This is a genomic window from Streptomyces sp. NPDC046859 (assembly GCF_040645135.1).
Taxonomy (GTDB): domain Bacteria; phylum Actinomycetota; class Actinomycetes; order Streptomycetales; family Streptomycetaceae; genus Streptomyces.
This window is the reverse complement of sequence record NZ_JBEYXR010000037.1, coordinates 1-24,477: the sequence shown is the minus strand read 5'-3', so window position 1 is coordinate 24,477 and position 24,477 is coordinate 1. Positions and strand designations below refer to the sequence as shown.

The window sequence follows — 24,477 nt, the reverse complement described above, 5'->3', positions numbered from 1 at the left end:
GCGGTCTCCGCGTCCGCCGTTTCTGCGCCCGCGGTCTCCGCGTCCGCGGTCTCCGCGTCCGCCGTTTCCGAGCCCGCGGTCTCCGGGCCCGCCGTTTCCGCGCCCGCCGTTTCCGAGCCCGCGGTCTCCGCGCCCGCCGTTTCCGAGCCCGCGGTCTCCGCGCTCGCCGTTTCCGAGCCCGCCGTTTCCGAGCCCGCGGTCTCCGCGCCCGTGGTCTCCGCGCCCGCCGTCCCCGCGCCCGCCGCGGCGGCCTCGCCGGAGCAGAACTCCCGCTGGGCCTCGGCCACCGCCGCGCGGGCGTGCCGCAGCCCTATCCGCTCCATGACGTCGGCCAGCTCGGCGAGTTCGGCCGCCGTCTCGGCGCGATCGCGTCCCAGCCGGGCCAGCGCCTTGGCACGCCCCAGCCGCGACAGCGCCTCGCCTCTCGGCTCGCTCATCGCGCGGAACTCCGCGAGTGCCTCCTCGTACCGGTCCCGGGCCTCCGCGTGCCGTCCGGCGCGGTAGAGGACGTTGCCGCGCATCTTGTGGTTGTAGGCCAGCGCGCTGGTCAGCCGCATCTCCCGGCAGGTCGCCTCGGCCTCGGACAGCAGCGCCAGGGCCCGTTCGGTGTCGCCGTCGCGCACGGACACGACGTCGGCGAGGCCACGCAGCGCCCACGCGTGCCCGCGGCGGTCCTCGGCCCGCGCAGCGATCTGGGCGGCCTCCTCGAACAGGGCGTACGCCGTGTCGTAGGACCCGGTGTTGCGGTGGATCTGCGCGATGCCCTCCAGCGCCCACACCGTGTGCCGGGCCTCCCCACGCCGCCTGGCCTCGGCCAGCAGTTGCTCGTGCAGCCGGTGGACGGCGTCGTAGTCGCCCTGGATGCGCCCGGTCTCGGCCAGCCCGGCCAGCGAGTAGCCGCGGACGACGACGTCGCCGGCGCGCTCGCCGAGGTCCGCCGCGAGCTGGAGCAGCCGGCGCGCCAGCGGGAACGCGCCGCGCTGGCGGGCCAGGGTGCCGCCGCTCCACAGGGCCCAGGCCATGGCCGCCCCGTCACCGGCCGCGCGGGCGGAGCGGTAGCTGGCCTTCCATGCCCGCTCGGCGTCCGTGACCTGCCCGAGCCGCCGGTGCGCCTCGGCGACCGCGAGGCTCGAGCGGGCCGCCTCGCCGTGCTCGCCGGCCCGTTCGGCGGCTCTCAACTGCTCGGTGCCGGCGGCCAGGACGTCCGTGAGGGACGCGTTCACGGACAGGGTGGTCAGAGCGCCCTGGTACTCCGGGGCGAATGCCTTGCCGTACATCGATGCCTTTCGATCGACATGCACGCCATATATACGCTCTGTGTATACGCGGAGCGTATACGTGACATGTATACATGAGGTGTATAGAGCGTGAGGAACCAGCCCTGGCCGGAAGGGGAGGCCAGGGCTTCACTTGTCGTCGATCAAGACGCGGACGGGTCGGCCGGGGTTGCTCGTGAGGCGCACATCACCCCGGCGCGTGCTCGGTTCCGCCGCGCGTCCCCCTCACCGGGCCCGCCCCGCCGGGCGGTTCACGGGCACCGAGGGCGCGACGTCCTCGTACCGCTCCACGCGCGGGGTGCGCGGCCGCGCCTTGGCCTTCTTGCCGCAGAACGCCGACTCCAGCGCGCCCAGCAGGGTGGTGAGAACCGTGCCGTTGTTGGAGGTGTTGGCGAGCGCGGTGAGGCTGCGCCTGCCGTCCTTCGACGCGAACGCGACGGTGTAGTAGCCCTGGACGGCGCCCGTGTGCCCGTACACCGACACCCCGCACGGCAGATCGCGGCGCCGCAGCCCGAGCCCGTACGCCTGGCCGGTGCCCGCCGGCACCCAGCGCCGCATCTCGGCCAGCCCGGCCCGGGACGTCAGCCGGCCGCCCAGCAGCGCCGACAGGAAGATGTGCAGGTCCTTGGTCGTGGAGATGACCGCGCCCGCGCTCTGCGCCCAGGACACCGTCTGCTCGGTGGCGTCGACCAGCGCGGCCCCCGCGGTGTCCGGGGTGAGGTAGCCGCGCGTGTGCCGGCCGGGGATCTTCGTGCCGGGGTGCACGTAGAAGGTGTCCTTCAGTCCCAGCGGCCGGATGATCCGGTCCCGGTACTCGGTCCGCACGGAGTGTCCCGTCAGCTTCTCGATGAGCAGCCCCGCGACCACGAAGTTGGTGTTGGAGTAGGAGTACGCGCCGCCCGGCGCGGTCGTGCGCGGCTTGGCCAGCGAGCGCTTCACCAGCTGGCGGTAGGTGAAGACCTTGGTGCGGACCGCCTCGAAACCGGGCACCGTCTCGGCGAACATGTCGTTGGTGTAGTCGTACAGGCCGCTGCGGTGGCTGAGCACATGACGCACCGTGATGCGGTCGTCGGGCAGCAGTCCCGGCAGATAGCGGTCGACCGGCGCGTCGAGCGAGAGCTTCCCCTCGTCGGCGAGCTGGAGCAGGACGACCGCCGAGAAGGTCTTGGTGACACTGCCGATGCGGAACCGGTCTGCGTTGCCGATGGCCCGACCGGTGCCGCGGTCGGCGACACCGACGGCCGCCCAGCGGACCGTGCCGCCGTCGTCGAGCCGGGCGATCGCGCCGGGCGCCCCCTGCCGCTGCGCCGCGCGCAGCACGTTCCACACGCCCGCGCTGTCCGGCGCGGGCAGGGTGTCCGCCCGCGCGCCGGGCACCGCCGCGTGGGCGGGTACGGCCATGAGCGTCGCGAGGGCCGCTGCCGCCGTCGCCCTCGCCACCGTTGCTGAGACCATCCGGTGCTCCTCCCGTCGCCGCCCCGGGGCGGCGGACGTCGATCATCCTGTGCGTGCGGCACAACTTTCCCGTATGCCGTCAGATCGCCGCGCACGACGCACAGTTGGACAGATGTTCCGTCACCGGGAGGGAGTCCCCGGCCGGGGCGGCCTGCCCGGACCGATCCTGTGACTTTTATTGACGGCGGAAAATAAGGCCTCTAGGTTCCCCCGCATGTCCTCGATCCGCGGCGCCGAGACGTTCCCGGCGCACACGTCGGCCGCCTCGCAGATCTTCACCACGGTTCTCTGCCACGGGCCCCTCACCCGTCTGGAGGTGGCCCGGCGGGCCGCACTGTCCCCGGCCGCCGTCACCAAGGCGGTGCGGCCGCTCATCGAGGCCGGCTACCTGGTCGAGGACACGGAGGAGACCGCCCGGCCCGCGCTCGGCCGGCCCGCGAACCCGGTGCGGGTGGATGGCGCCCGGGCCCTGTTCATCGGCGTCAAGGTGACCGGCGACGAGATCATCGCCGTCCTCACCGACCTGTGCTGCCGCATCCGCGCGGCCCGGCACGCCCCGCTCCCCGGCCGGGAACCCGGGGAGGTCCTGGACCGGATCGCCGATCTGGTGGCCGACCTGCGCACGGAGGCCGACGCGTCGGGCACCCCCGTCCTCGGCCTCGGTGTCGCCGTGTCCGGTGACGTGGACCGCGGCGCGGGCGTCGTGCGCTACTCGCCGTTCCTGGGGTGGCGGGACGTGCCCCTCGCCGGCCTCGTCGCCACGGCCACCGGGCTGCCGGTCACCGTGGACAACGATGTCCGGGCCCTCACCGTCGCCGAGCAGTGGTTCGGCGCCGGCGTCGGGCTGTCCGACTTCGCCGTGGTCACGGTCGGAGCCGGCATCGGCTGCGGCCTCGTCGTGCACGGCCGGGTCGTCTCCGGGGCCCACGGCGTCGCCGGGGAGATCGGCCATGTGACCGTCGACCCGGCCGGGCCGCCCTGCCACTGCGGCAACCGCGGCTGCGTGGAGGCCATCGCCGGTGACGCGGCCATCGTCCGCCGCATCCGTGAGACCACGGGCACCGAGGTCGCCGGTGTCGCCGAGGCCGTCGCCCTGGCCCACGCCGGGGACCCCGCGGCACGCGACGCCTACGCCCGGGCCGGGGAGGCCATCGGCCGCGGCATCGCCACCGTCGCCAACCTGCTCGGTCCCGAACGCGTGATCATCTCCGGCGAGGGCCTCGCCGCCTACGACCTGTTCGCCGAACAGATCCGCGACGCCTTCGCCGCGGCCGCGTTCGGCTCCGCCGCCCGCTGCGACGTCAGGACCCGCCCGCTGCCCTTCGAGGAATGGGCACGCGGGGCCGCGGCCACCGCCATCCAGTCCTTCATCCGAGCCGACGACCAGCCCCCGAGCCGCTGACCCGACACCTGGAGGTACGACCCATGCGGTCATCCTCGTACTCCGCCCTGCCCGCACGCGCCCTGAGAGCCCTGGTGGTGCTGGCGCTCACCGCCGGTGTCACCGCCGCCGTGCCCGCCGCCCGCGCCGACACCGCCACCGCGCCCCCGGCCGCCCCGGCCGCACCCCCCGTCGCCGCCAAGCCCTACATGGGCTGGACCAGTTGGACCATGCAGTCGTCGAAGTACCCGGGCCTCAACCCGAAGGGCGACTACAGCTACCTCTCCGAGGCGAACGTCCTCGAGCAGACCGACGCCATGGCCGCCAGGCTGAAGAAGTACGGCTACGAGTACCTCAACATCGACGCCGGCTGGTGGATGGACTGGTCCTGGACCGCGCACTTCGACGAGTACGGCCGCCAGCAGGCCGACCCGGTGCGCTTCCCGAGCGGGATGAAGGCCGTCGCCGACCACATCCACGCCAAGGGCCTCAAGGCCGGCATCTACCTGCCGGTCGGCCTGGAGAAGGGCGCGTACAACGACGGGAAGAACCCGATCTGGAACGCCGGGGGCTGCACCACCGGCGACATCGTCCACGACGACCTGCGCACCACCAACGGCTGGGACAGCGCCTACAAGATCGACTTCTCGGACCCGTGCGCGCAGAAGTACATCGACTCCCAGGCGCGGATGTTCGCCGACTGGGGCTACGACTTCCTGAAGCTCGACGGCGTGGGCCCCGGCTCCTTCAAGAGCGGCGACAACTACGACAACGTCCCCGACGTCGCCGCCTGGCACAAGGCCATCGAGGCCACCGGCCGCCCCATCCACCTGGAGCTGTCCTGGTCCCTCGACTACGGACACGTCGCCGACTGGAAGAAGTACTCCGACGGCTGGCGCATCGACACCGACGTCGAGTGCTACTGCAACACCCTGGTGTCCTGGGAGAACTCGGTCGACGACCGCTGGGACGACGCCCCCGCCTGGACCGACCACGCCGGACCCGGCGGCTGGAACGACCTCGACTCCCTCAACGTCGGCAACGGCGAGATGGACGGCCTCACCAGGGCCGAGCGCCAGAGCTACGCCACCCTGTGGGCCGTCGTCAAGTCCCCCCTGTTCACCGGCGACGACCTGACCCGGCTCGACTCCTACGGACTGAAGCTGCTCACCGACCGCGAGGTCATCGCCATCAACCAGAGCGACGCCCCGCCCGCCGAGCCCGTCACCGCGTCCGACGCGCAGCAGGTGTGGGCCGCGAAGAACCCCGACGGCACCTACACCGTCGCCCTGTTCAACCTCGCCGACGCGCCCGCCGCCGTCACCGCGCACTGGCCCACCCTCGGCTTCACGGGCCGCGCCTCGGTGCGCGACGTGTGGAACAAGGAGAACCTCGGCACCCACAACGGCAAGATCACCGAGGCCCTGCCGGCGCACGGCTCCCGACTGTTCACCGTCACCCCGCGCGGCACCCGGCTCGCCTGGACCGCCCACGAGGCCGAGGAGGGCGCTCTCGCCGGGAACGCCGTCGTGGCCGGCTGCTCCGCCTGCTCCGGCGGCCACAAGGTCGGCAACCTCTACACCGGCGGCAAGGTCACCGTCGGGGACGTCGTCGTCCCCGAGGCCGGCACCTACCAGATCAAGGTCGCCTACGTCAGCGGCGACCCCCGGTCCGTCCTCGTCTTTGCGAACGGGGGCGGCGGCACCTCCCACCGGTTCGCCTCCACCGGCGACTGGGGGACCGTCAACAGCGTGCACGTGCCGGTGAGGCTGAAAGCCGGCACCAACACCATCACGTTCGACAGCGGTTCCGGCTACGCGCCGGACATCGACCGGATCGACGTACCGACCTCCCTCTGACCCCGCCGGGGGCCCGGCCGTGCGCCGGGCCCCCGGCCCGGACGTACTCCGGAGCCCCCGTGAACCCCAGCCCGCACGACCCCGGCAGACGCGGCGTCCTCTCCCTGGCCACCGCCGCGGGCCTCACCGCCGCCCTCGGCGCCCTGCCCGCCTTCACCGCCTCCGCCGCCCCCGCGGACCGGCCCGACCGGCCCGCCGAGGTTACGCTGCCCCCGGACGCGGCCCGTGAACGACTGTGGTGGCAGGCGCCCGGCGACGAGGGCTCCCTGATCGAACAGGGACTGCCCGTCGGCAACGGCCGGATCGGCGCCCTCGCGAGCAACGACCCCGGCCGCGAACTGCTGCTGATCACCGACGCCACCCTGTGGACCGGCGGCCTCAACGACACCCTCGACCAGGACGGCCAGTTCCCGTACGGCCGCGCCGACTTCGGCTCCTTCACCCTGCTCGCCCGGCTCACCGTCGACATCCCCGACCACGACCTCGGCGCCGTCCACGGCTACCGCCGCACCCTCGACCTCGCGCAGGGCGTGGTCGGCAGCTCCTACATCCGCTCCGGCGTCACCTACCGGCGCGAGATGTACGCCAGCCACCCCGACGACGTGATCGTCCTGCACTTCACGCAGAGCGGCGGCGGCCGCTACACCGGCAGCATCACCCTCACCGGCACCCACGGCGAGACACCGGGCACCGCCGAGTCCTTCGGGGCCGCCCTGCCCAACGGACTGCGCTACGGCGCCGCCGTCCAGGCCCGCGGCACCGGCGGCGAGGTCACCGTGCGCGGCACCCGCGTTCACTTCACCGGCTGCGAGGACCTCACCGTCGTCGTCTGCGCGGGCACCGACTACGCGCCCGACGCCGCCGCCGGCTTCCGCGACGCCTCCCTCGACCCCGAACGCCTCGCCCGCACCAAGGCCCGCGCCGCCGCGGCCGTACCGGCCGACGCCCTGCGGCGCACCCACGTCGCCGACTACCGCGCCCTGTACGGCCGCCTGCGCCTCTCCCTCGGCACCTCCACCGCCCGCGGGCCAGCGCGCCCTCGACACCTGGGAGCGGCTGCACGCCCGCGCCCGCGACGGGGAACCCGACCCCGAACTGGAGGCCGCCTACCTCCAGTTCGGCCGCTACCTCATGATCAGCGGCTCACGCGACAGCCTGCCCCTCGGGCTGCAGGGCCTGTGGCTGGACGGCAACGACCCGGACTGGATGGGCGACTATCACACCGACATCAACATCCAGATGAACTACTGGATGGCCGACCGCACGGGCCTGTCGGCCTGCTTCGACGCCCTCGCCGACTACTGCCTCGCCCAGCTTCCGGCGTGGACCGACGTCACCCGGCGGGGGTTCGACGACCCGCGCAACCGCTTCCGCAACACCAGCGGGAAGACCGCCGGCTGGGCCGTCGCCTTCTCCACCAACCCCTACGGCGGCAGCGGCTGGTGGTGGCACCCGGCCGGCAACGCCTGGCTGTGCGCCACCCTGTGGGAGCACTACGAGTACACCGGCTCCCGCGCGTACCTGGAGAAGATCTACCCGCTGCTCAAGGGGGCCTGCGAGTTCTGGGAGGCGCGGCTGCTCCCCGTGACCCTCCCGGGCACCTCGAAGGAGGTGCTCGTCGACGACCACGACTGGTCCCCTGAGCACGGCCCGCAGGACGCGCGGGGCATCACCTACGCCCAGGAAGTGGTGTGGACGCTGTTCGGCGACTACTGCACGGCCGCCGCCGCACTCGGCCGGGACACCCGGTACGCGGACACCGTCGCCGCCCTGCGCCGCAGGCTGTACCTGCCGGAGGTCAGCCCCACCACCGGCCGGCTCCAGGAGTGGATGTCCCCCGACGACCTCGGTGAGACCGAGCACCGCCATCTCCCCCCGCTGATCAACCTGTTCCCCGGCGACCGCATCCGCCCCGACGGCTCCACCCCGGCCGACATCGTCGCCGGCGCCACCGCCCTACTCACCGCACGGGGCATGGAGAACTTCGGCTGGGCCAACGCCTGGCGCAGCGCGTGCTGGGCCCGTCTGAAGAACGCCGAGAACGCCTACCGGCTGATCGCGAACAACCTGCGCCCCTCGACCGGCGGCCGCAACGGCACGGCGTCCAACCTGTTCGACATCTACGAGGCGGAACGCGGCCGGGGCATCTTCCAGATCGACGCCAACTTCGGCACCCCCGCCGCCATGGTGGAGATGCTGCTGTACTCCCGCCCCGGGCACATCGAACTGCTGCCCGCGCTCCCGGACGCCTGGGCGGCCGCCGGCCACATCGAGGGCGTCCCCGCGCGCGGCGGCTTCGAGGTCGACCTGCGCTGGCGCGACGGGAGACCGACCCACGTCACCGTCCGCAGCGTCGGCGGGCGCACCACCACCGTCGCCCACGGCTCCGCGACCCGCCGGATCACCCTGCGGCCCGGCGCCTCCGTCACCCTGAAGGGACTCGGCCGATGAGGGCCGCGGTTCCGGCGGCCGCCGCGCTGCTCGCGGTGCTCGCCTGCACATCCCCGCCCGCCCGGGCGAGCACCGCCCCGCACGACGTCGTCACCTGGGCGGCGAGCGCGGACGCCCTCGGCACCGGGGTGGCGGGCCGCGGCCACCGGCTCGTCGTGCACACCGGCGTCGGCGGCACCGGGGTCCGCATCCGGCTGTCCAACGCCTTCGGGGACCGGCCGATCACCTTCGACAGCGTCTGGGCGGGCGTCCGGAAGCAGGGCGCCGAACTGCGCCGGGGCAGCAACCGGCGGCTCACCTTCGGCGGCGCGCCCACCGTCACCGTGTCCGCGGGCACCACCGTGTGGAGCGACCCGCTGCCCGGCTCGCTGCCCGCCGCCACCGACCTGGTCGTCAGCCTCCACAGCCCGGACGCCGCCGGACCCGCCACCGGCCACGGGATGGCGATGCAGACCTCCTACGCCGCCGACGGCGACCACACCGCCGAGGAGAGCGGCGCCGCCTGGACGACGCCGACCGGCTCCTGGCTGTACCTCGACGCCGTCTCCGTACGCCCCCGGTCCGGCACCGGCGCGGTCGCGGCGCTCGGCGACTCCATCACGGACGGCTGGCAGTCCGGTCCGGACCTGAACCGCCGCTGGCCCGACTACCTGGCCCGCCGGCTGCTCCGCACGGACTCGGCGGTCCGGGGCGTCGCCAACGAGGGCATCTCCGGCAACAAGGTCCTCGCCGACGGCGCGGGGCAGAGCGCGCTCAACCGCCTGGACCGGGACGTCCTGTCGCTGCCGGGTGTGCGGACCGTGTTCCTCTTCGAGGGCGTCAACGACATCAAGGCCCACTCGGGCGTCACGGCCGCCGACATGATCGAGGGCTACCGGACGATCGTCGACCGGGCACACGCGGCCGGGAAGTGCGTCGTCGGCGCGACCGTCACCCCCTTCAAGGGCTGGGGCGAATGGGACCCGGCCGCCGAGGCCGTCCGCCAGGAGGTCAACGCCTTCGTGCGCGACGGCGGGGCGTTCTACGCGGTCACCGACTTCGACCGCGTCCTGCGCAGCCCCTACGACCCCGAGCGGATGCTGCCCGCCCTCGACGGCGGCGACCACCTCCACCCCAACGACAAGGGCATGCAGGCCATGGCCGACGCCGTCGACCTGACGGCGCTCGACTGCGGCCGCACGCCCTGACGGGAGCCGTCAGCCCACGGCCTCCTCGCGGCCGATCAGCCCCTCCCGGTAGGCGATCGCCACCGCCTCCGTACGGCTCGCCGCGCCCAGCTTGGCGAGGATGTTGGAGACGTGGACGCTGGCCGTCTTGCCGGTGATGTACAGCTCCTCGCCGATCTGCCGGTTGCTGCGGCCGGCGGCGAGGAGCCGCAGCACGTCCTGCTCCCGGGCCGTCAGCGGGGACGAGCCAGGCGAGCGCTGCTCGGCGAGGCGGCCCCGGCGGATCAGGGCGTCCACCCGCTCCAGCAGCGGGACCGCCCCGAGCCGCGCCGCCGTCCGGCGGGCCGCCGAGGCCTCGGCGGCGGCGCCCTCCCGGTCGTCCGCCACCAGCAGCGCCTCGGCGTACCTCAGCCGGCACCGCGCCCGCTCGTACCCGTCGCCGGACGCGAACGCCGCGACGGCCTCGGCCCACGCCCCGGCGTCGGGCCCGGACACCGCCCGCCTCCACTCCGCCTCCGCGCGGGCCAGCCACGCCCTGCCCTCCGGGCCCTGCGAGGTGCCGTCGGCGCCGCGCCCGGCCGTCACCCGCGCCAGCTCCACGAGTTCGGCCGCGGTGTCCGTCCAGCGGCGCAGCTTCTCCGCGTCACCGGCCGCGCGCAACGCGACGGCCCGGTCGGCGACGGCCGCGAGGGCGAGCGCGGCCAGCCGGACCGTGGCGTCGGGCAGGGTCCCCGCGTCGTCGGTCAGCGCGGCCACCCCCGAGCGCATCCGCTCCACCGCCGCCCGCGGGTCGCCGCGCAGCGCCGCCTCGTCGGTGAGCACGATGCTCGCCACCAGCCGGCCCATCCAGTCGAACGGCCCCTCCACGAGCGGACGTGTCCGCTCCACGATGTCCGCGTCGCCGCGCGCGAGACCGACGTACAGCGCCGGGCCCGCCGCGAACGCGCCGGCCGCCGGCAGCACCGCCGCGTCCTCGGCCGCGCAGGCCACGCACTCGTCCCAGCGGCCCAGCGTGTACAGCACCAGCAGATGCAGATACCGCATCTCCAGCGGATACGGCGACGAGGACAGCCCGGCGCGCCGGGCCCGCTCCAGGCCCTCCCGCAGCCAGGACACGCTCTCCTCCAGCTCACCGGACTCGAAGCAGCCGATGGCCAGGTTGAACAGCGCCCGCAGCTCCACCGGCGCGTTCCCCGCACCGCGCGCCACCTCGCGGGCCTCCCGCAGCCGGGCGCGCCCCTCGGGCGTACCGCGCCCGCCGCTCTCCAGCACGGCCAGCGAGATCAGCAGGTCAGCGCGGGCGTCCGGCACCTGGAGCCGCTCGGCCACGGTCAGGGCCTCGTGGGCCACCCGCAGCGCCGTCTCGTTCTCCCCGACCTGCCGGGCCGCCAGGACGTGGGTGGCCGCCGCCCACACCCAGGTCCGCGACGGCGGGTCGGCCGGGATCAGGGCCAGCGCCTCGCTGCTGTAGGAGAACGCCGCCGTGAGGCTGTCGACGCCGAGCAGGTTGCCGGCGAGCGTGTACCGGACCCGGGCGGCGAGCTCGTGGTCGGAGTCCCGGACACCGGCGAGCGCGGAACGGGTCAGCGCGACGGCCCGGTGCGCCGCCCCGGCGTGCGCGGCGGCCGCCGACGCGCGCAGCGTCAGCGTCACCCGGTCGACGCCCTCGCCCGAGGGGCGTGCCGACGGCTCCACCGAAGACCACAGATCCAGGGCGGTCTCCAGATGCCGCAGCTCCTCGGCGGGCGCCCCCACCTGGTGAGCGTGCTCGGCGGCCTCCAGCGAAGCGGCCAGCGCCTCGGTGAGGTCGTGGCTCTCCCGGGAGTGGTGGGCGCGCTCGGCGGCCGTCTCCCGGGAACGGCCGCGCTCCGCGAGGAGCCGGGCGAACGCGCCGTGCAGCCGGGCCCGTTCGCCGGGGAGCAGATCCGCGTACACCGCCTCCCGGGCGAGCGCGTGCCGGAACGCGTAGGTGTCGCCGTCGCCGGGCAGCAGCAGTTGCCGGCCGACGGCCTCGCGCAGCGCCGCCTCCAGCGCGTCCTCCGGCAGGCCCACGGCGCCCCGCAGCAGGTCGTGCTCGACGCGGCGCCCCGCGACGGCCGCCGTGCGCAGTACCTGCTGGGCGGTGTCGGACAGCTGCTCGAACCGGATCAGCAGGACGTCGGCCAGCCCGCTCGGCACCCCGTCGCCCCCGGTGTCGGTGGCGGCGACCAGCTCCTCCGCGTAGAAGGCGTTGCCCTCGGCCCGCTCCACGATCCGCCGCACGGTGGCGTCCGGCAGCGGCCGGTCCTGCACATGACGCACCAGCTCGGTCACCTCGGCGTCGGCCAGCGGCCGCAGTTCGAGCCGCTCCACGACCGGTAGCCGCACCAGTTCGGCCAGCAGCGGCCGCAGCGGATGACGGCGGTGCAGGTCGTCCGCCCGGTACGACGCCAGCACGGCCAGCCGGTGCCCGGGCGCGCCGCCCGCGGCCCGCTGGAGCGTGCCCCGGCTCAGCAGGAACCGCAGCAGATCCCTCGACGACTGGTCCGCCCAGTGCAGGTCCTCCAGAACGAGCAGCACCGGTGCCCGGTCCGCGAGGTCGGTGAGCAGCCCCGCGAACCCCTCGAACAGCCGCAGCCGGTCCTGCACGGCGTCCGAGCCGCCTCCCAGCAGCCGGCCCACCACGGGGTGGGCGGCGAGGACGTCCGCGAACCGCTCGTCGGCGGCGAGCGTCCCCACCACCTCCGTGAACGGCAGATACGGCAGCCCGACATCGCCGAGGTCGACGCAGTGCCCGGTGAGCACCGTCATCCCGGCCGTGGCGGCCAGCCCCGCGGCCTCGCCCAGCACCCGGCTCTTGCCGACCCCGGCGTCGCCGGCGACCAGGACCGCGCGGGCGTCCCCGGCGCGGGAGCGCTCCAGGACTGCGGAGAGCCGGGCGAGTTCGGGATTCCGGCCGATCAACGGCGCACTGAAAGAGGGCTGCGACACGCACACATCCTGCCACTCGCCCCGGTGGGAGCCATCCGCCTTTCCGCACCGCCCGCGCCCGCCCCCGGCGCGAGGCGGGCGTGGGGGCTCAGCCGTGCAGCAGCTGCGCCCAGTCCGCCGGCACCCGTCCTTCGGGGCCCGGCGCGGGCTGCGTGGCCGGGTGGCTCGACGGGGGCGCCAGAGCCGGCCCCCTCTCGAACAGTTCGTCCGTCGCGTAGTTCCAGTACCAGCTCTCGCCCGGCTCGAAGCTCCGCACCAGCGGGTGCCCGGTCTCCCGGTAGTGCGCGGTGGCGTGCTGCGCGGGCGAGCTGTCGCAGCACCCGATGTGCCCGCACTGCGCACACCGCCGCAGATGGAACCACCAGCCGCCCGCCTCGTCGCACTCGCCGCACCCGCTGCCGCTCGGCGGCACGCTCGGATCGATACCGTCCACGCCGGTCATGAGACCTCCTCGTCGGTGAGCGGCAGCAGCACCTGGAAGCGCGTGTCGCCCGGCTCGGACTCCACCTTGATGCTGCCGTGGTGCTTGTCGACCACGATCCGCCAGGAGATGTCCAGGCCGAGCCCGGTGCCCTCGCCCACGGGTTTCGTCGTGAAGAACGGGTCGAAGATCCGCTCGCGGATCTCCGCCGGGATGCCGACCCCCGTGTCCCGGAACTCCACGAGCAGCCGGTCGTTCTCCCGTGCCGTCCGCACGGTCAGGGTCCCCTCGCCGCCCGTGCTGCCGATCGCGGAGACCGCGTTGTCGACGAGGTTCGTCCACACCTGGTTGAGCTCCGCCGGGTAGGCCGGGACCTTCGGCAGCGTCCGGTCGTACTCCTTGACGACCTCGATCCGCGAGCCGATCTTCCCGGACAGCATCAGCAGCGTGCTGTCGAGGAGTTCGTGCACGTCGGCGTTCTGGAAGGGCGCCCGGTCCAGCTGGGAGTACTGCTTGGCGGCGTCGACGAGGTGCGAGATCCGGGCGGTGGAGTCCTTGATCTCGTCCATCAGCAGCTCGGTCTCGGCGGTGTAGTTCAGCCAGCCGATCGCGTTCGGCAGGATGTCCTCGTCCACCGCCGGCGCGACCTGGTCCAGCCAGTCCGCGTCGACCCCGGCCTGGACGAAGGTGGGGGCGATCCGCCAGCCGTCGGGGATGTCGTGGTCGTCCAGCCAGTCGGTGAGCGTGTCCTCCTGGTCGGCGGCCTCCAGCGGGCTGAGCGCGGGGGCCTTGGCGACCCGCTCCGCGATGCGCTCCTGCATGTCGATCAGGTTCGCCATCACCTCGGGGGAGTAGGTGCCCTGCGCGATGATGCCGAGCTTGCGCCGCATCTTGCCCACCCGCTCCCGCAGCGCCTCCGTCGCCCGGACGGCCGCCGCGGCCGGGTTGTTGAGCTCGTGCGTGAGCCCCGCCGACAACGAGCCCAGCGCGAGCAGGCGTTCACGCTGCCCGATGGCCTGCTGGGCGCTCTTCGAACCGAAGAACAGCCCCTCCAGCAGGTGCACCGCCATCGGGAACCACTCCTGCATGATGGCCGCGAACGTGTCGGCGGGCAGCACGAAGAACCGTGTCGGCTCGGTGACGCGCAGCGAGTTGTTGTAGACCTGCCGCACCCGGTCGCCGAGGTACGCCTGCATGGCCCCGGCGTACACCCCGCGCTGCGAGGTGCGGGTCACCTCCACGTCGTCCCCGCCGACCCGGCGGGACAGCACCACCGTGCCCTCGACCATCACGTAGAAGCAGGTGGCCGGGTCGCCCTCGGTGTACACGGGCCCCGGCTCGTACCGCTCCACCCGGCCCTCTTCGCACAGCCGCCCCAGCTGCTCCGGCGTCAGCTTCTCGAACAGGAACAGCGAGCCGATCTCCGCGGGCTCGCACGGCACGCGTGTGCCGCTCATGACTGCTCCAGGTACCGGTGGACGAGCATCACGGCCATGGCTCCCTCTCCGACGGCGGACGCGACCCGCTTCGCGGACTCCGAGCGGGCGTCGCCCGCCACGAACACCCCGGGCACGTTGGTCTCCAGGTGGTACGGCGGCCGGTCCAGCTCCCAGCCCGCCGGCGGACGCCCGTCGGACGTCAGGTCCGGCCCCGCCAGGATGAAACCGCGCCCGTCGCGCAGCACCGTCCCGTCCAGCCAGTCCGTCAGCGGGGCCGCGCCGATGAACACGAACATCCACTGCGCGTCCGTACGGTCGGTCCGCCCGGTGTCGAGGTCCCGCAGCGTCAACTGCTCCAGATGGTCGGAGCCGTGCGCGGCGTCCACGACGGTCCGGGTCCGCACCGAGATGTTCGGCGCCTCCTCGATCTGCTGGATCAGGTAGTACGACATGGACGCCGACAGCGACTCCCCGCGCACCAGCAGCGTCACCGACTTCGCGCCCCGCGCCAGGTACATCGCCGCCTGCCCGGCCGAGTTGGCGCCGCCCACGATGTAGACGTCCTGGCCCTGGCAGGCAGGTGCCTCCGTCAGCGCCGACCCGTAGTACACCCCGCACCCCGTCAGGTCGTCGCAGCCCGGCGCCATCAGCTGCCGGTAGGAGACCCCGGTCGCCAGGATCACGCTGTGCGCGGACACCGCCGACCCGTCCGAGAAGCGCACCACCCGCGCCGCGCCGCACACCTCGAGGCCCGTCACCTCGCGCGCGGTGAGGATCTCCGCGCCGAACCGCGCCGCCTGTCTGCGGGCCCGGTCGGTGAGCTGCGCTCCCGACACCCCGTCCGGGAAGCCCAGGTAGTTCTCGATACGGGAGCTCTGCCCGGCCTGCCCGCCGGTCGCGGACCGCTCGACCAGCACCGTCCGCAGCCCCTCCGACGCCCCGTACACGGCAGCGCCGAGCCCGGCCGGTCCGCCGCCGATGACGACCAGGTCGTAGAAGTCGGCGGTCGGCGTGGTCGCGAGCCCGACCTTCGCGGCCAGCTCGGGTGCCTCCGGGGCCACCAGCGGGGTGCCGTCCGGGGTCACCACCAGCGGCAGCCGCTGCCCGTCCTCCTCCGCCGCCGCCAGCAGCCGCCGTCCCTCCGGGCCGTCCGCCGAGTACCAGCGGTACGGCACCTGGTTGCGGGCCAGGAACTCCCGTACCTCCGAGGACCGCGCCGACCAGCGGTGCCCGACCACCTTGGTGCTGGGCACCGGCCGGTAGTCGCTGCGCCGCCACGCCTCCAGCAGGTCGTCGAGGACCGGGTAGAGCTTCTCCTCCGGCGGGTCCCACGGCTTGAGCAGATAGTGGTCGAGGTCCACGACGTTGATCGCGTCGATCGCCGCGCTGGTGTCCGCGTACGCCGTCAGCAGCACCCGCCGCGCCCCCGGATACACGTCCAGGGCCTGTTCGAGGAACTCGATGCCGTTCATCTGCGGCATGCGGTAGTCGGCCAGGATCACGGCCACGAGGTCGCCGCGCAGCTTCAGCTCGCGCAGCGCCTCCAGCGCGGACTCGCCCGACTCCGCGCGCACGATCCGGTGCGACTCGCCGTAGCGCCGCCGCAGATCGCGGGCCACGGCCCGGGACACCCCGGGGTCGTCGTCCACGGTCAGGATGACGGTCCGCGCCGCTTCGGCAGCCTGAGTCATACGTCTCCCACCCCGGGCGTCGTTCTCGACGAGGCGGCGAGCGGCCGCGAGGCACTGCCGCCGAGTCGACTCCCGGCCATCGTATGTTCGATCCGCACGCTTCGCTCCGGTACGCGGAGGAGGCCCCGCCGGGCCGCGGCGGCGCAGGGGTGGTGAAGACTGGGCCCACGGACGTCACCGCGACACAAGGAGGCAGCTGCAATGACGCGCCCGATCACGGCAGGGGTGGACGGATCGGAGGAGAGTCTCGCGGGGCTGGCCTGGGCCGCCCGGGAGGCCGTCCGCCGGGGGCTCGCCCTGCGCGTGGTGCACGCGTGGCGGTTCCAGGAGCACGAGGCGATGGCCGCCGTGGACGCGGACACGCAGGCCGGGTGGGTGCGGGACGGGCTGGCGGAGGCCGTGCGGTCGGTCGCCGGACGGCATCCGGCGCTGGAGGTCACCACCGAGGTCGTGGACGCGGGTTCCGTCGAGACGCTGCTCGCCGCCACGGCGGAGTCCGAGATGCTGGTGCTGGGCTCGCGCGGGCGCGCCGCGGTCGTCGGCTTCCTGCTGGGCTCGGTCGGGCAGCAGGTCGTCGCCGAGGCGGAGCGGCCCGTCGTCCTGGTGCGGGCCGGCGACCGGCCGTCGGCGGAGGTCGCCGGGCACGACATCGTCGTGGGCCAGCAGGGCGACGCCGACGACAGCGCCGAAGCCCTGCGGTTCGCCTTCGAGACGGCGGCGGCGCGCGGCGCGGCCGTCCGTGCCGTACGGGCCTGGACCCTGCCGCCGCTGTTCGCCTACAGCCCTGCCTCCCTGAAGCTCCTCGACGAGGCCGGGGGCCTGGAGCCGTACGAGAAGAAGGCGCTGGCCGAGGCGCTGCTGCCGTGGCGGGAGCGCTTCCCGGACGTGCACGTCGTCGAGCACGTGGAGATGGGCAGCGCCGGGCAGGTGCTGCTGTCGGTGGCGTCCCGGGCCCAGCTCGTCGTCGTGGGCCGGCGCGCCCGGCGTACGGCCGTGGGCGCCCGGATCGGCTCGGTGGCGTCCGGGGTCCTGCACCACGCGCCGTGCCCGGTCGCCGTGGTGCCGCACGTGTGAGTCAGTCCGCCGTGGTCGGCTGGAGCGTCTCGCGGGCCCTGGGCAGGATCGTGGCGATGTAGTCCTGGACCACCGTGTCCAGGTCGATGTCGCGTTCGGCCCGCTCGGACAGGTACCAGCGGTGCTCCAGCAGCTCGTGGTAGATCTCGGCCGGGTCCATGGCGCCGCGCAGCTCCGGCGGCACGGCCCGCACGGTGGGCCGGAAGACGTCGCGCACCCAGCGGTGGGCGAGGACCTCGGGCCGGGCGCCGTCGGCGTGGTCCTCCTGGGTGGCCATCCAGGACTCCAGGTCGTTCAGCAGCCGGCGGGCCTGGTTCTCCTCGGCGTCCAGGCCCGTCAGGCGCAGCAGCTGCCGCTGGTGGTGGCCGGCGTCGACGACCTTGGGCACGAAGGTGACCGAGGCGCCGTCGCCGGTCTGCCCGATCTGCATCTCGGCCACGTCGAACCCGAGGTCGTTCAGCCGGCGTATCCGGCGCTCGATGTAGTGGTACTTGCCCGCCGGGTACACCGAGGTGCGGGTCAGCTCCTCCCACAGGGACCCGTAGCGGGCGCAGATCTCGGCACCGAACTCGACGGGGTCCACCGACGGGTGCAGCGCCCCGGACGCCTCCAGGTCCAGCAGTTCGCCGCTGATGTTGACGCGGGCCAGGTCCAGGTCGTAGTCCCGCTGCCCGTCGCTGAGCCGCGGATGCAGGTCGCCGGTCTCCGCGTCCACCAGATACGCCGCGTAGGCGCCCGCGTCCCGCCGGAACAGCGTGTTGGACAGCGAGCAGTCGCCCCAGGCGAACCCGGCCAGATGGAGCCGGACCAGCAACACGGCCAGCGCGTCCATCAGGCGGTGCATGGTGGCCGGGCGCATCGTCGTCTCGAACATCGACCGGTACGGCTGGGAGCCGCGCAGGTGCCGGGTGACCAGGACCGGCTCCAGCGGCTCGCCCGCGGCGTCCGTGCGGCCGGTGACCACGGCCAGCGGATCGACCGCCGGGATGCCCAACCGGTCCAGGTCGCGCAGCAGTTCGTACTCGCGCAGGGCGGGGCGCTCGGCGAGCTCCTTGACGGCGATCACCTCGTCGCCGGCGCGCGCGTAGCGCACGATGTGCCGGGAGATGCCGCGCGGCAGCGGGACCAGGAGGTCCTCGGGCCACTCCTCCAGCGGCACCTGCCACGGCAGCTCCAGCAGGAGGGCCGGGTGCTCCGGATTCGTCGCGCTGATCTGGAGTGCCATGGGCCGTCCTCGCCTAGGTGATCGTCCCCTCAGCCTATTGCGCCCTCTCCCGCGCCTGAAGGGCCGCGTCCCGCACGGAGCCGGTGCGCGCCGGGCCGTGCCCGGGAAGCAGCACGTCCCCGTCGAGGTCCTCGAACGCGGCCAGCGAGGCCAGCGTCCGGGCCCGTTCGCGGTGGAACATGTCCGGCAGCAGTTGCGGCCCCTCGATCCGCGAGGTCGGGTGCCCGGTGACCAGCGCGTCACCCGAGATCACCACACCCGCGCCGGGCAGGTGGTAGGCGCAGTGGCCGTCGGTGTGGCCGGGCGTGTGCACGGGGACGGGCCGGCCGGGCAGGTCCAGCGGGCCGGACCGCGTGAACGCCTGCGGCGAGGCGACCGGGACGTGCTCGGTGCCACCGGAGCGCAGGGCGTGCACCGCCCAGGGCAGGACCCCGGGCCGCCAGCCGTTGCGCAGCACCGTTCCCACGCTCACCTGGTGCAGGAACTCCCGGCGCGCGTGCGGGACCTCGGCCTCGTGCAGGTACACCGGCGTGCCGTAGGCGGCGCGCAGGTGCTCGGCGCTGCCCAGGTGGTCGTTGTGCGCGTGGGTGATCAGGACGGCCTCGACCGCCTCCGGCGCGCTGCCCACCTCGGCGAGGGAGGCGAGGAGCGCCGCCCGGTCCCCGGGGTACCCGGTGTCGACGAGGGTGACCGCGTCGCCCTCGGTGAGGATGATCCAGTTGGTGTTGCTGCCGTGCACCAGATAGGTGCCGTCCGCGATGTGCCGCACATCCGTCCGCATGATCGTCCCGCGTGGTGAGGTCCGTGACCGACGCGCACAGCAAAGCAGATCAGGGTGACGTCCCGGCCCGTGGGGCGGCGCGCATCCCGAAGAGGAACCGCGTCGGCCGAGTCCGGCGCACCAGGCCCTCGTACAGGGCGAGGATCACCACCAGCGAACCGGCCACGATCAGCGCGTACTTGACGGCGATCGGCCCCGGCAGGCCCACCGCGCCGTAGGCGAGGGCGACCACGACGGGCTGGTGCAGCACATAGACCGGCAGGGCGGCGACGCCCAGGTACATCAGGGCGCGCGACGGCGGACGGGCTGCGCGGGGGCGGTCCAGCAGCCCGAGGAGGGCCACCACCCAGCACCAGCCCGCCAGCCCGAACAGACCCCGCGTGACCCACGCGAAGGCGTTCCACTCGGTGAACGGGTCGTCCAGGCCGAGGAATCCGGGCGCGGTTCCCGCGAACAGGACGAGCCCGCACACCCCGGCCGGCACCGCGAGCCGGCGCAGCCCGGCGCGGGCCCGCGGGTCGTCCGCGAGCGTGTACCCGGCGAGGAAGAACACCAGGTACGCCCAGCGGTTCCAGCCCGCGAAGCCCTCCTCCATGCCGAGGAAGGCGTTGATCGCGGCGAGCGGCAGCGCGGGCAGCAGGAGCAGCGCCGGGCGCCGCTCCACCGCGCGGGCCGCGCGTTCCGCCCAGGCCGCCAGGCGTACCGCCACCGGGGCGAGGAGGAGGCTGAACGTGAGCAGCAGGACGACGAACCACAGGTGCCCGGTCTCGAAGTGCTCCCCGTCGAGCACGAAGGGGAAGTCGGCCGCGTCCGGGTGGACGCCGAGGAACCGCGGCCAGAACCGCCAGTAGGGCTCGTCGTAGCCGGCGTCGGCGGCCCGCAGCCGCAGCCACTGGGGGAGAGGGCACAGCACGAGCGTGCCGAACAGCAGGGGGACACCGAGGCGCAGCAGCCGCTCGCGGGTGAACCGGGCGGGGCCGCGCCGGCGGATCGAGTGCCGGGAGCCGAGCCCGGCGACGAGGAACAGCATGGGCATGGCCCAGACGACCCCGAACCCGGCGAGCACGGTCACGACGTCGGTGGTCCGCGCGTTCTTGACGTAGAAGTCGTCGTCCGGGGAGAACACCAGCGCGGAGTGGAAGAAGACCAGGCCGAGCACGACGCACACCCGGAGCGTGTCGAGCTCGGTGCGCCGGGAGGGGGTGTCCGGGGCGGGCGGCGGGTCGCTCACCCGGCCAGTGTGGCGGCCCGGTCCGCCCGCGCCCAGAGGAAGGGCTGCCTCCGGCACCGTCCGCCGGAGGCAGCCCCCGCGTACGCCGCGGCCGGCCGCCTCCACCGGCTCAGCGCACGCCGTTCGGCCGGAACTGCACGCTGATGCGCGGTCCCGTGGCGCGGGCCGTCTTGGGGACGGCGTGCTCCCAGGTCCGCTGGCAGGAGCCGCCCATCACGATGAGGTCGCCGTGCCCGAGCGGCCGCCGGACCGTCTCGCCGCCGCCGTGCACGGGCCGCAGCAGCAGGTCGCGGGGCGCGCCCACGGACAGGATGGCGACCATGGTGTCCCGTCGCGCGCCGCGCCCGATCCGGTCGCCGTGCCAGGCGACGCTGTCGCGTCCGTCGCGGTAGTAGCACAGCCCGGCCGTGGTGAACGGTTCGCCCAGCTCCCCGGCGTAGTGCGCGGAGAGCGCCTCGCGCGCCTCGTCGAGCACGGGGTGGGGGAGGGCGTCGCCGGCGCCGTAGAAGGACAGCAGCCGCGGCACGTCGACGACCTGGTCGTACATGGTGCGCCGCTCGGCGCGCCAGGGGACCTCGGCGGCCAGCCGCTCGAACAGGGCGTCGGCCCCGCTCAGCCAGCCGGGCAGGACGTCGATCCAGGCGCCGTGCGTGAGGCGTGTGCGGCGGATCCCGCTGAGCGTGCCGAGCCGCAGCTCGTCGGTCTGGTCGAACAGGGAGCCCTGGAGGTGCGTGGCCATGGATCCAGCGTAACCCTTGAATCGAAAATCTGTTCCTATATGAGAGCTGATTCTCATCGGCCGCTCCGCACCCCTGTTGGATACGCTCGTGCATCGGATACATTCCCGTATCGAACGGAGGTCCGACATGGCGGTGGGGGAGACGGCGAGGCGTGTCACCAGGCGCCGCGTCCGCACCCGGGCCAACCTGCTCGACGCCGCGTTCGCCGTGTTCGCCGCCAAAGGGTTCGGGCGCGTCTCCATCGAGGAGGTCTGCGAGGCCGCCGGCTACAGCCGGGGTGCCTTCTACTCCAACTTCTCCAGCCTGGACGAGCTGTTCTTCGCCCTGTACCGGCAGCGGGCCGACCTGATCGCCGACCAGGTCGCCGGGGCGCTCGCCGTCGACGGCCCCGGCCTGGACGTCCCGGCCGCCGTGGACCGGGTCACCGAGGTGCTGCTCCTGGACCGCGACTGGCTGCTGGTCAAGACGGACTTCCTGGTGCACGCCGCCCGGAACCCCGCCGTCGCCGCCACCCTGCTCGACCACCGCGCCCGGCTGCGCGCCGCGATCGCCGACCGGCTCGCCCGCGCCCGCGGCCACACCGCACTGCCCGCCGTCCTCGGCGGCACCGACGGCGCCGCCCACGCGGTGGTCGCCGCGTACGACGGCGTCACGACCCAGCTGCTGCTGGACCGCGACACCGGGCACGCCCGCGCCTGGCTGGGCCGGCTGCTCACCGCGCTGCTGACCGACGGCAGCGACACCACCGGACAGCGCACCACCGCCTAGGAAGGGACGGTCGCCATGGACGCCGACGTCATCGTCGTCGGAGCGGGACTCGCCGGACTCGTCGCCGCGCACGAACTGACCAGCCGGGGCCGCCGGGTCGCCCTGGTCGACCAGGAGAACGCCGCGAACCTCGGCGGGCAGGCGTTCTGGTCCTTCGGCGGGCTCTTCCTCGTCGACTCGCCCGAACAGCGGCGCCTGGGCATCAAGGACTCCTTCGGCCTGGCCTGGAACGACTGGCAGGGCAGCGCCGGGTTCGACCGGGTCGACGACGAGGACTCCTGGGCGGTGCGCTGGGCGCGCGCGTACGTGGAGTGGGCGGCCGGGGAGAAGCGCGCCTGGCTCGACGGGCACGGCATCACCTTCCTGCCCACCGTGGGCTGGGCCGAGCGCGGCGACCTGCGCGCCGACGGCCACGGCAACTCGGTGCCCCGCTTCCACATCGCCTGGGGCACCGGCACCGGTGTCGTGGAGCCGTTCGTGCGGTACGCGAAGCAGGCGGCACGCGACGGGCTGCTCACCTTCCACCACCGGCATCAGGTGGACGAGCTGGTCATCGGGGACGGCGCCGCGCGCGGGGTGCGGGGCACCGTCCTGGCCGACGACGCCGCGCCGCGCGGAGTCGCCTCCAACCGCGACGCCGTCGGCGAGTTCGAGCTCACCGCCCAGGCGGTCGTCGTCACCACCGGCGGCATCGGCGCCGACCACGACATCGTCCGCCGCCACTGGCCCGAGCGCCTGGGCACCCCGCCCGCCGAGATGGTCACCGGCGTCCCCGCCTACGTCGACGGGCGGATGCTCGACATCAGCGCCGAGGCCGGCGTACGCCTCGTCAACCGCGACCGCATGTGGCACTACACCGAGGGCCTGCGGAACTGGGACCCGATCTGGCCCGGCCACGGCATCCGCATCCTGCCCGGCCCGTCCTCGATGTGGTTCGACGCCCTCGGCCGCCGGCTGCCCGACCCCTGCCTGCCCGGCTACGACACCCTGGGAACCCTCCGGCACCTGCGCACCGACGCGGACATCGCCGGCCACGACCACTCCTGGTTCGTCCTCACCCAGAAGATCGTCGAGAAGGAGTTCGCCCTCTCCGGCTCCGAGCAGAACCCCGACATCACCGCCAAGGACCGCGCCGGGTTCCTCAAGGAGCGGGTGCTCGGCAAGGGCGCACCGGGCCCGGTCGCCGCCTTCCTGCGCCACGGCGCGGACTTCGTCACCGCCCCGACCCTGGAGCAGCTGGTCGAGAAGATGAACCAGCTGACGGACAAGCCGCTGCTCGACGCGGAGACCGTCCGGCGCCAGATCGAGGCCCGCGATCTGCAGATCACCAACGCCTACAGCAAGGACGCCCAGATCCAGGGCATCCGCAACGCCCGCCGCTACATCGGCGACCGCCTGGGCCGCGTCGCCACCCCGCACCGCATCCTCGACCCCGCGGCCGGCCCCCTCATCGGCGTCAAGCTGCACATCCTGACCCGCAAGACCCTCGGCGGCATCCAGACCGACCTGGACTCCCGCGCCCTGGCCACCGACGGCACTCCCATCGACGGCCTCTACGCGGCCGGTGAGGTCGCCGGCTTCGGCGGCGGCGGTGTGCACGGCTACAACGCCCTGGAGGGCACCTTCCTCGGCGGCTGCCTCTTCTCCGGACGTGCCGCCGGACGCGCCGCCGCCCGGCAGGTGGGCTGAGCCCGGCCCGCCTCCTGGGCCGTCACGACCCCAGGAGGCGGGCCAGCACCGCCGCGTGACTCGTCTCGGGGGTCTTCGACGCCGTCAGCAGCGTCACGTCCGCCTCGCCCGCCGTCTCCCGCAGCCGGGCCAGGAGCCCGGCCGCCTCCGGCGCGGCCAGCTCCGCCTCGTACCGGCCCGCGAACTCCTCGTAGGAGCCCTCGCCCGCGTGGTACCAGCGCCGCAACCCGGTCGACGGGGTGAGCCCCTTGGGCCACTCGTCGACGCGGGCCGCGTCCTTGGACAGGCCGCGCGGCCACAGCCGGTCCACCAGGACCCGCACCCCGTCGCCCGGTTCGGGCGGCTCGTAGACGCGGCGGACGCGCACACTCATGACCGGGCCTTCCTCTCGGACGGGCGGCGCCACACAACACGGCGCCGCACCTGACGAGTTCCTCACACCTGTCCGTCAGGGTCGTCACATGATCCCGCACAGGCCCCGAGCCGTCCTGCTGGCCGCCTCCCTGCTGCTGACCGGCTGCGGCGCCGGCGCCGTGGCGGCCCCCCGTGACCAGCCGGCCGCACCCGCCCGGACCACGACTCCATACGCCTCAGGTGGGCATCGGTGAACACCTTGTGCCGGAATTTCGTCACGAGAACCCAAGTGCACATGCATCACGAAAACACAGTGCCGGCCCGTTTTGATCTCCTGCGTCTCACCTATAACCCAGGTATGTAGGGTGACGGTCATGCAGCTCCGGTACTGCTTTCGCCTGTACCCGGACACCGGCCAGCAGAGGGCGTTGGCGAAGGCGTTCGGGTGCGCCCGCGTCGTGTTCAACGACGCGGTGCGTGCCCGTGAAGACGCCCGTAAGGCCGG

The 24,477-nt window shown here is 73.9% G+C and carries 17 protein-coding genes and 2 pseudogenes; 8 read left to right on the top strand and 11 right to left on the bottom strand.

Features of this window, described 5'->3' with window-relative positions:
• Nucleotides 1-275: 275 nt before the first annotated feature.
• Nucleotides 276-1,277, bottom strand: a pseudogene (locus tag ABZ899_RS33640) (tetratricopeptide repeat protein); the annotation flags it as partial.
• A gap of 225 nt (nucleotides 1,278-1,502) precedes the next feature.
• Complete coding sequence (locus ABZ899_RS33635) at nucleotides 1,503-2,732, bottom strand: serine hydrolase domain-containing protein (RefSeq protein ID WP_361353834.1); 1,230 nt, start codon at nucleotides 2,730-2,732, stop codon at nucleotides 1,503-1,505.
• 214 nt (nucleotides 2,733-2,946) lie between these two features.
• Between ABZ899_RS33635 and ABZ899_RS33630 the strand changes: the two genes are divergently transcribed.
• From ABZ899_RS33630 to ABZ899_RS33615, 4 genes and pseudogenes are all read left to right on the top strand, one after another.
• Nucleotides 2,947-4,134, top strand: a complete 1,188-nt coding sequence (locus ABZ899_RS33630) for an ROK family transcriptional regulator (protein ID WP_361353831.1) — start codon at nucleotides 2,947-2,949, stop codon at nucleotides 4,132-4,134.
• Nucleotides 4,135-4,157: 23 nt separating this feature from the next.
• The gene (locus tag ABZ899_RS33625) at nucleotides 4,158-5,972 is read left to right on the top strand and encodes a CBM35 domain-containing protein (RefSeq protein ID WP_361353828.1); all 1,815 of its coding nucleotides are present in this window, start codon (nucleotides 4,158-4,160) and stop codon (nucleotides 5,970-5,972) included.
• Nucleotides 5,973-6,031: 59 nt separating this feature from the next.
• Nucleotides 6,032-8,423, top strand: a pseudogene (locus tag ABZ899_RS33620) (glycoside hydrolase N-terminal domain-containing protein).
• The gene (locus ABZ899_RS33615; RefSeq protein ID WP_361353827.1) at nucleotides 8,420-9,610 is read left to right on the top strand and encodes an SGNH/GDSL hydrolase family protein; all 1,191 of its coding nucleotides are present in this window, start codon (nucleotides 8,420-8,422) and stop codon (nucleotides 9,608-9,610) included. Before ABZ899_RS33620 ends, ABZ899_RS33615 begins: the two are co-directional and overlap by 4 nt.
• 9 nt (nucleotides 9,611-9,619) lie before the next feature.
• Here ABZ899_RS33615 and ABZ899_RS33610 read toward each other — a convergent pair whose 3' ends face one another.
• The 4 genes from ABZ899_RS33610 to ABZ899_RS33595 all read right to left on the bottom strand — a co-directional run bounded on the left by ABZ899_RS33610 (nucleotide 9,620) and on the right by ABZ899_RS33595 (nucleotide 16,110).
• The gene (locus tag ABZ899_RS33610) at nucleotides 9,620-12,559 is read right to left on the bottom strand and encodes an AAA family ATPase (protein ID WP_361353824.1); all 2,940 of its coding nucleotides are present in this window, start codon (nucleotides 12,557-12,559) and stop codon (nucleotides 9,620-9,622) included.
• Nucleotides 12,560-12,647: 88 nt separating this feature from the next.
• Nucleotides 12,648-13,001 (bottom strand): UBP-type zinc finger domain-containing protein, encoded by a 354-nt coding sequence (locus ABZ899_RS33605; protein WP_361353823.1) that lies wholly within the window; start codon nucleotides 12,999-13,001, stop codon nucleotides 12,648-12,650.
• Nucleotides 12,998-14,437, bottom strand: coding sequence for an ATP-binding protein (locus tag ABZ899_RS33600; protein ID WP_361353820.1), 1,440 nt, complete (start codon nucleotides 14,435-14,437; stop codon nucleotides 12,998-13,000). The genes ABZ899_RS33605 and ABZ899_RS33600 overlap by 4 nt, the downstream gene beginning before the upstream one ends.
• Nucleotides 14,434-16,110, bottom strand: a complete 1,677-nt coding sequence (locus ABZ899_RS33595; RefSeq protein ID WP_361353817.1) for an FAD-dependent oxidoreductase — start codon at nucleotides 16,108-16,110, stop codon at nucleotides 14,434-14,436. The genes ABZ899_RS33600 and ABZ899_RS33595 overlap by 4 nt, the downstream gene beginning before the upstream one ends.
• 201 nt (nucleotides 16,111-16,311) lie before the next feature.
• Here ABZ899_RS33595 and ABZ899_RS33590 point away from each other — a divergent pair, with 201 nt between their 5' ends.
• Nucleotides 16,312-17,184 (top strand): universal stress protein, encoded by an 873-nt coding sequence (locus ABZ899_RS33590; RefSeq protein ID WP_361353815.1) that lies wholly within the window; start codon nucleotides 16,312-16,314, stop codon nucleotides 17,182-17,184.
• A gap of 1 nt (nucleotide 17,185) precedes the next feature.
• On the opposite strand, the gene ABZ899_RS33585 is transcribed toward ABZ899_RS33590, so the two are convergent.
• The 4 genes from ABZ899_RS33585 to ABZ899_RS33570 form a co-directional block, all read right to left on the bottom strand.
• Nucleotides 17,186-18,409 (bottom strand): DUF4032 domain-containing protein, encoded by a 1,224-nt coding sequence (locus ABZ899_RS33585; protein ID WP_361353812.1) that lies wholly within the window; start codon nucleotides 18,407-18,409, stop codon nucleotides 17,186-17,188.
• 34 nt (nucleotides 18,410-18,443) lie between these two features.
• Complete coding sequence (locus ABZ899_RS33580; RefSeq protein WP_361353809.1) at nucleotides 18,444-19,190, bottom strand: MBL fold metallo-hydrolase; 747 nt, start codon at nucleotides 19,188-19,190, stop codon at nucleotides 18,444-18,446.
• Nucleotides 19,191-19,239: 49 nt separating this feature from the next.
• Nucleotides 19,240-20,421 carry an acyltransferase family protein gene (locus ABZ899_RS33575; RefSeq protein ID WP_361353806.1) on the bottom strand — a complete coding sequence of 394 codons (1,182 nt, stop codon included), beginning with the start codon at nucleotides 20,419-20,421 and terminating at the stop codon, nucleotides 19,240-19,242.
• Nucleotides 20,422-20,530: 109 nt separating this feature from the next.
• A complete protein-coding gene (locus ABZ899_RS33570; protein ID WP_361353803.1) occupies nucleotides 20,531-21,160 on the bottom strand; it encodes an alpha-ketoglutarate-dependent dioxygenase AlkB in 630 nt (209 codons plus the stop codon).
• Nucleotides 21,161-21,287: 127 nt separating this feature from the next.
• Here ABZ899_RS33570 and ABZ899_RS33565 point away from each other — a divergent pair, with 127 nt between their 5' ends.
• Together ABZ899_RS33565 and ABZ899_RS33560 are read left to right on the top strand one after the other, a co-directional pair.
• Nucleotides 21,288-21,929: a TetR/AcrR family transcriptional regulator gene (locus tag ABZ899_RS33565; protein WP_361353801.1), complete on the top strand. Its 642-nt coding sequence runs from the start codon at nucleotides 21,288-21,290 to the stop codon at nucleotides 21,927-21,929.
• Between the two features lie 15 nt (nucleotides 21,930-21,944).
• The gene (locus tag ABZ899_RS33560) at nucleotides 21,945-23,618 is read left to right on the top strand and encodes an FAD-binding dehydrogenase (protein ID WP_361353799.1); all 1,674 of its coding nucleotides are present in this window, start codon (nucleotides 21,945-21,947) and stop codon (nucleotides 23,616-23,618) included.
• Nucleotides 23,619-23,640: 22 nt separating this feature from the next.
• On the opposite strand, the gene ABZ899_RS33555 is transcribed toward ABZ899_RS33560, so the two are convergent.
• Complete coding sequence (locus tag ABZ899_RS33555) at nucleotides 23,641-23,991, bottom strand: DUF488 family protein (protein ID WP_361353796.1); 351 nt, start codon at nucleotides 23,989-23,991, stop codon at nucleotides 23,641-23,643.
• Nucleotides 23,992-24,346: 355 nt separating this feature from the next.
• Here ABZ899_RS33555 and ABZ899_RS33550 point away from each other — a divergent pair.
• A partial coding sequence (locus tag ABZ899_RS33550) for a helix-turn-helix domain-containing protein (protein ID WP_361353920.1) occupies nucleotides 24,347-24,477 on the top strand: 131 nt, incomplete at its 3' end.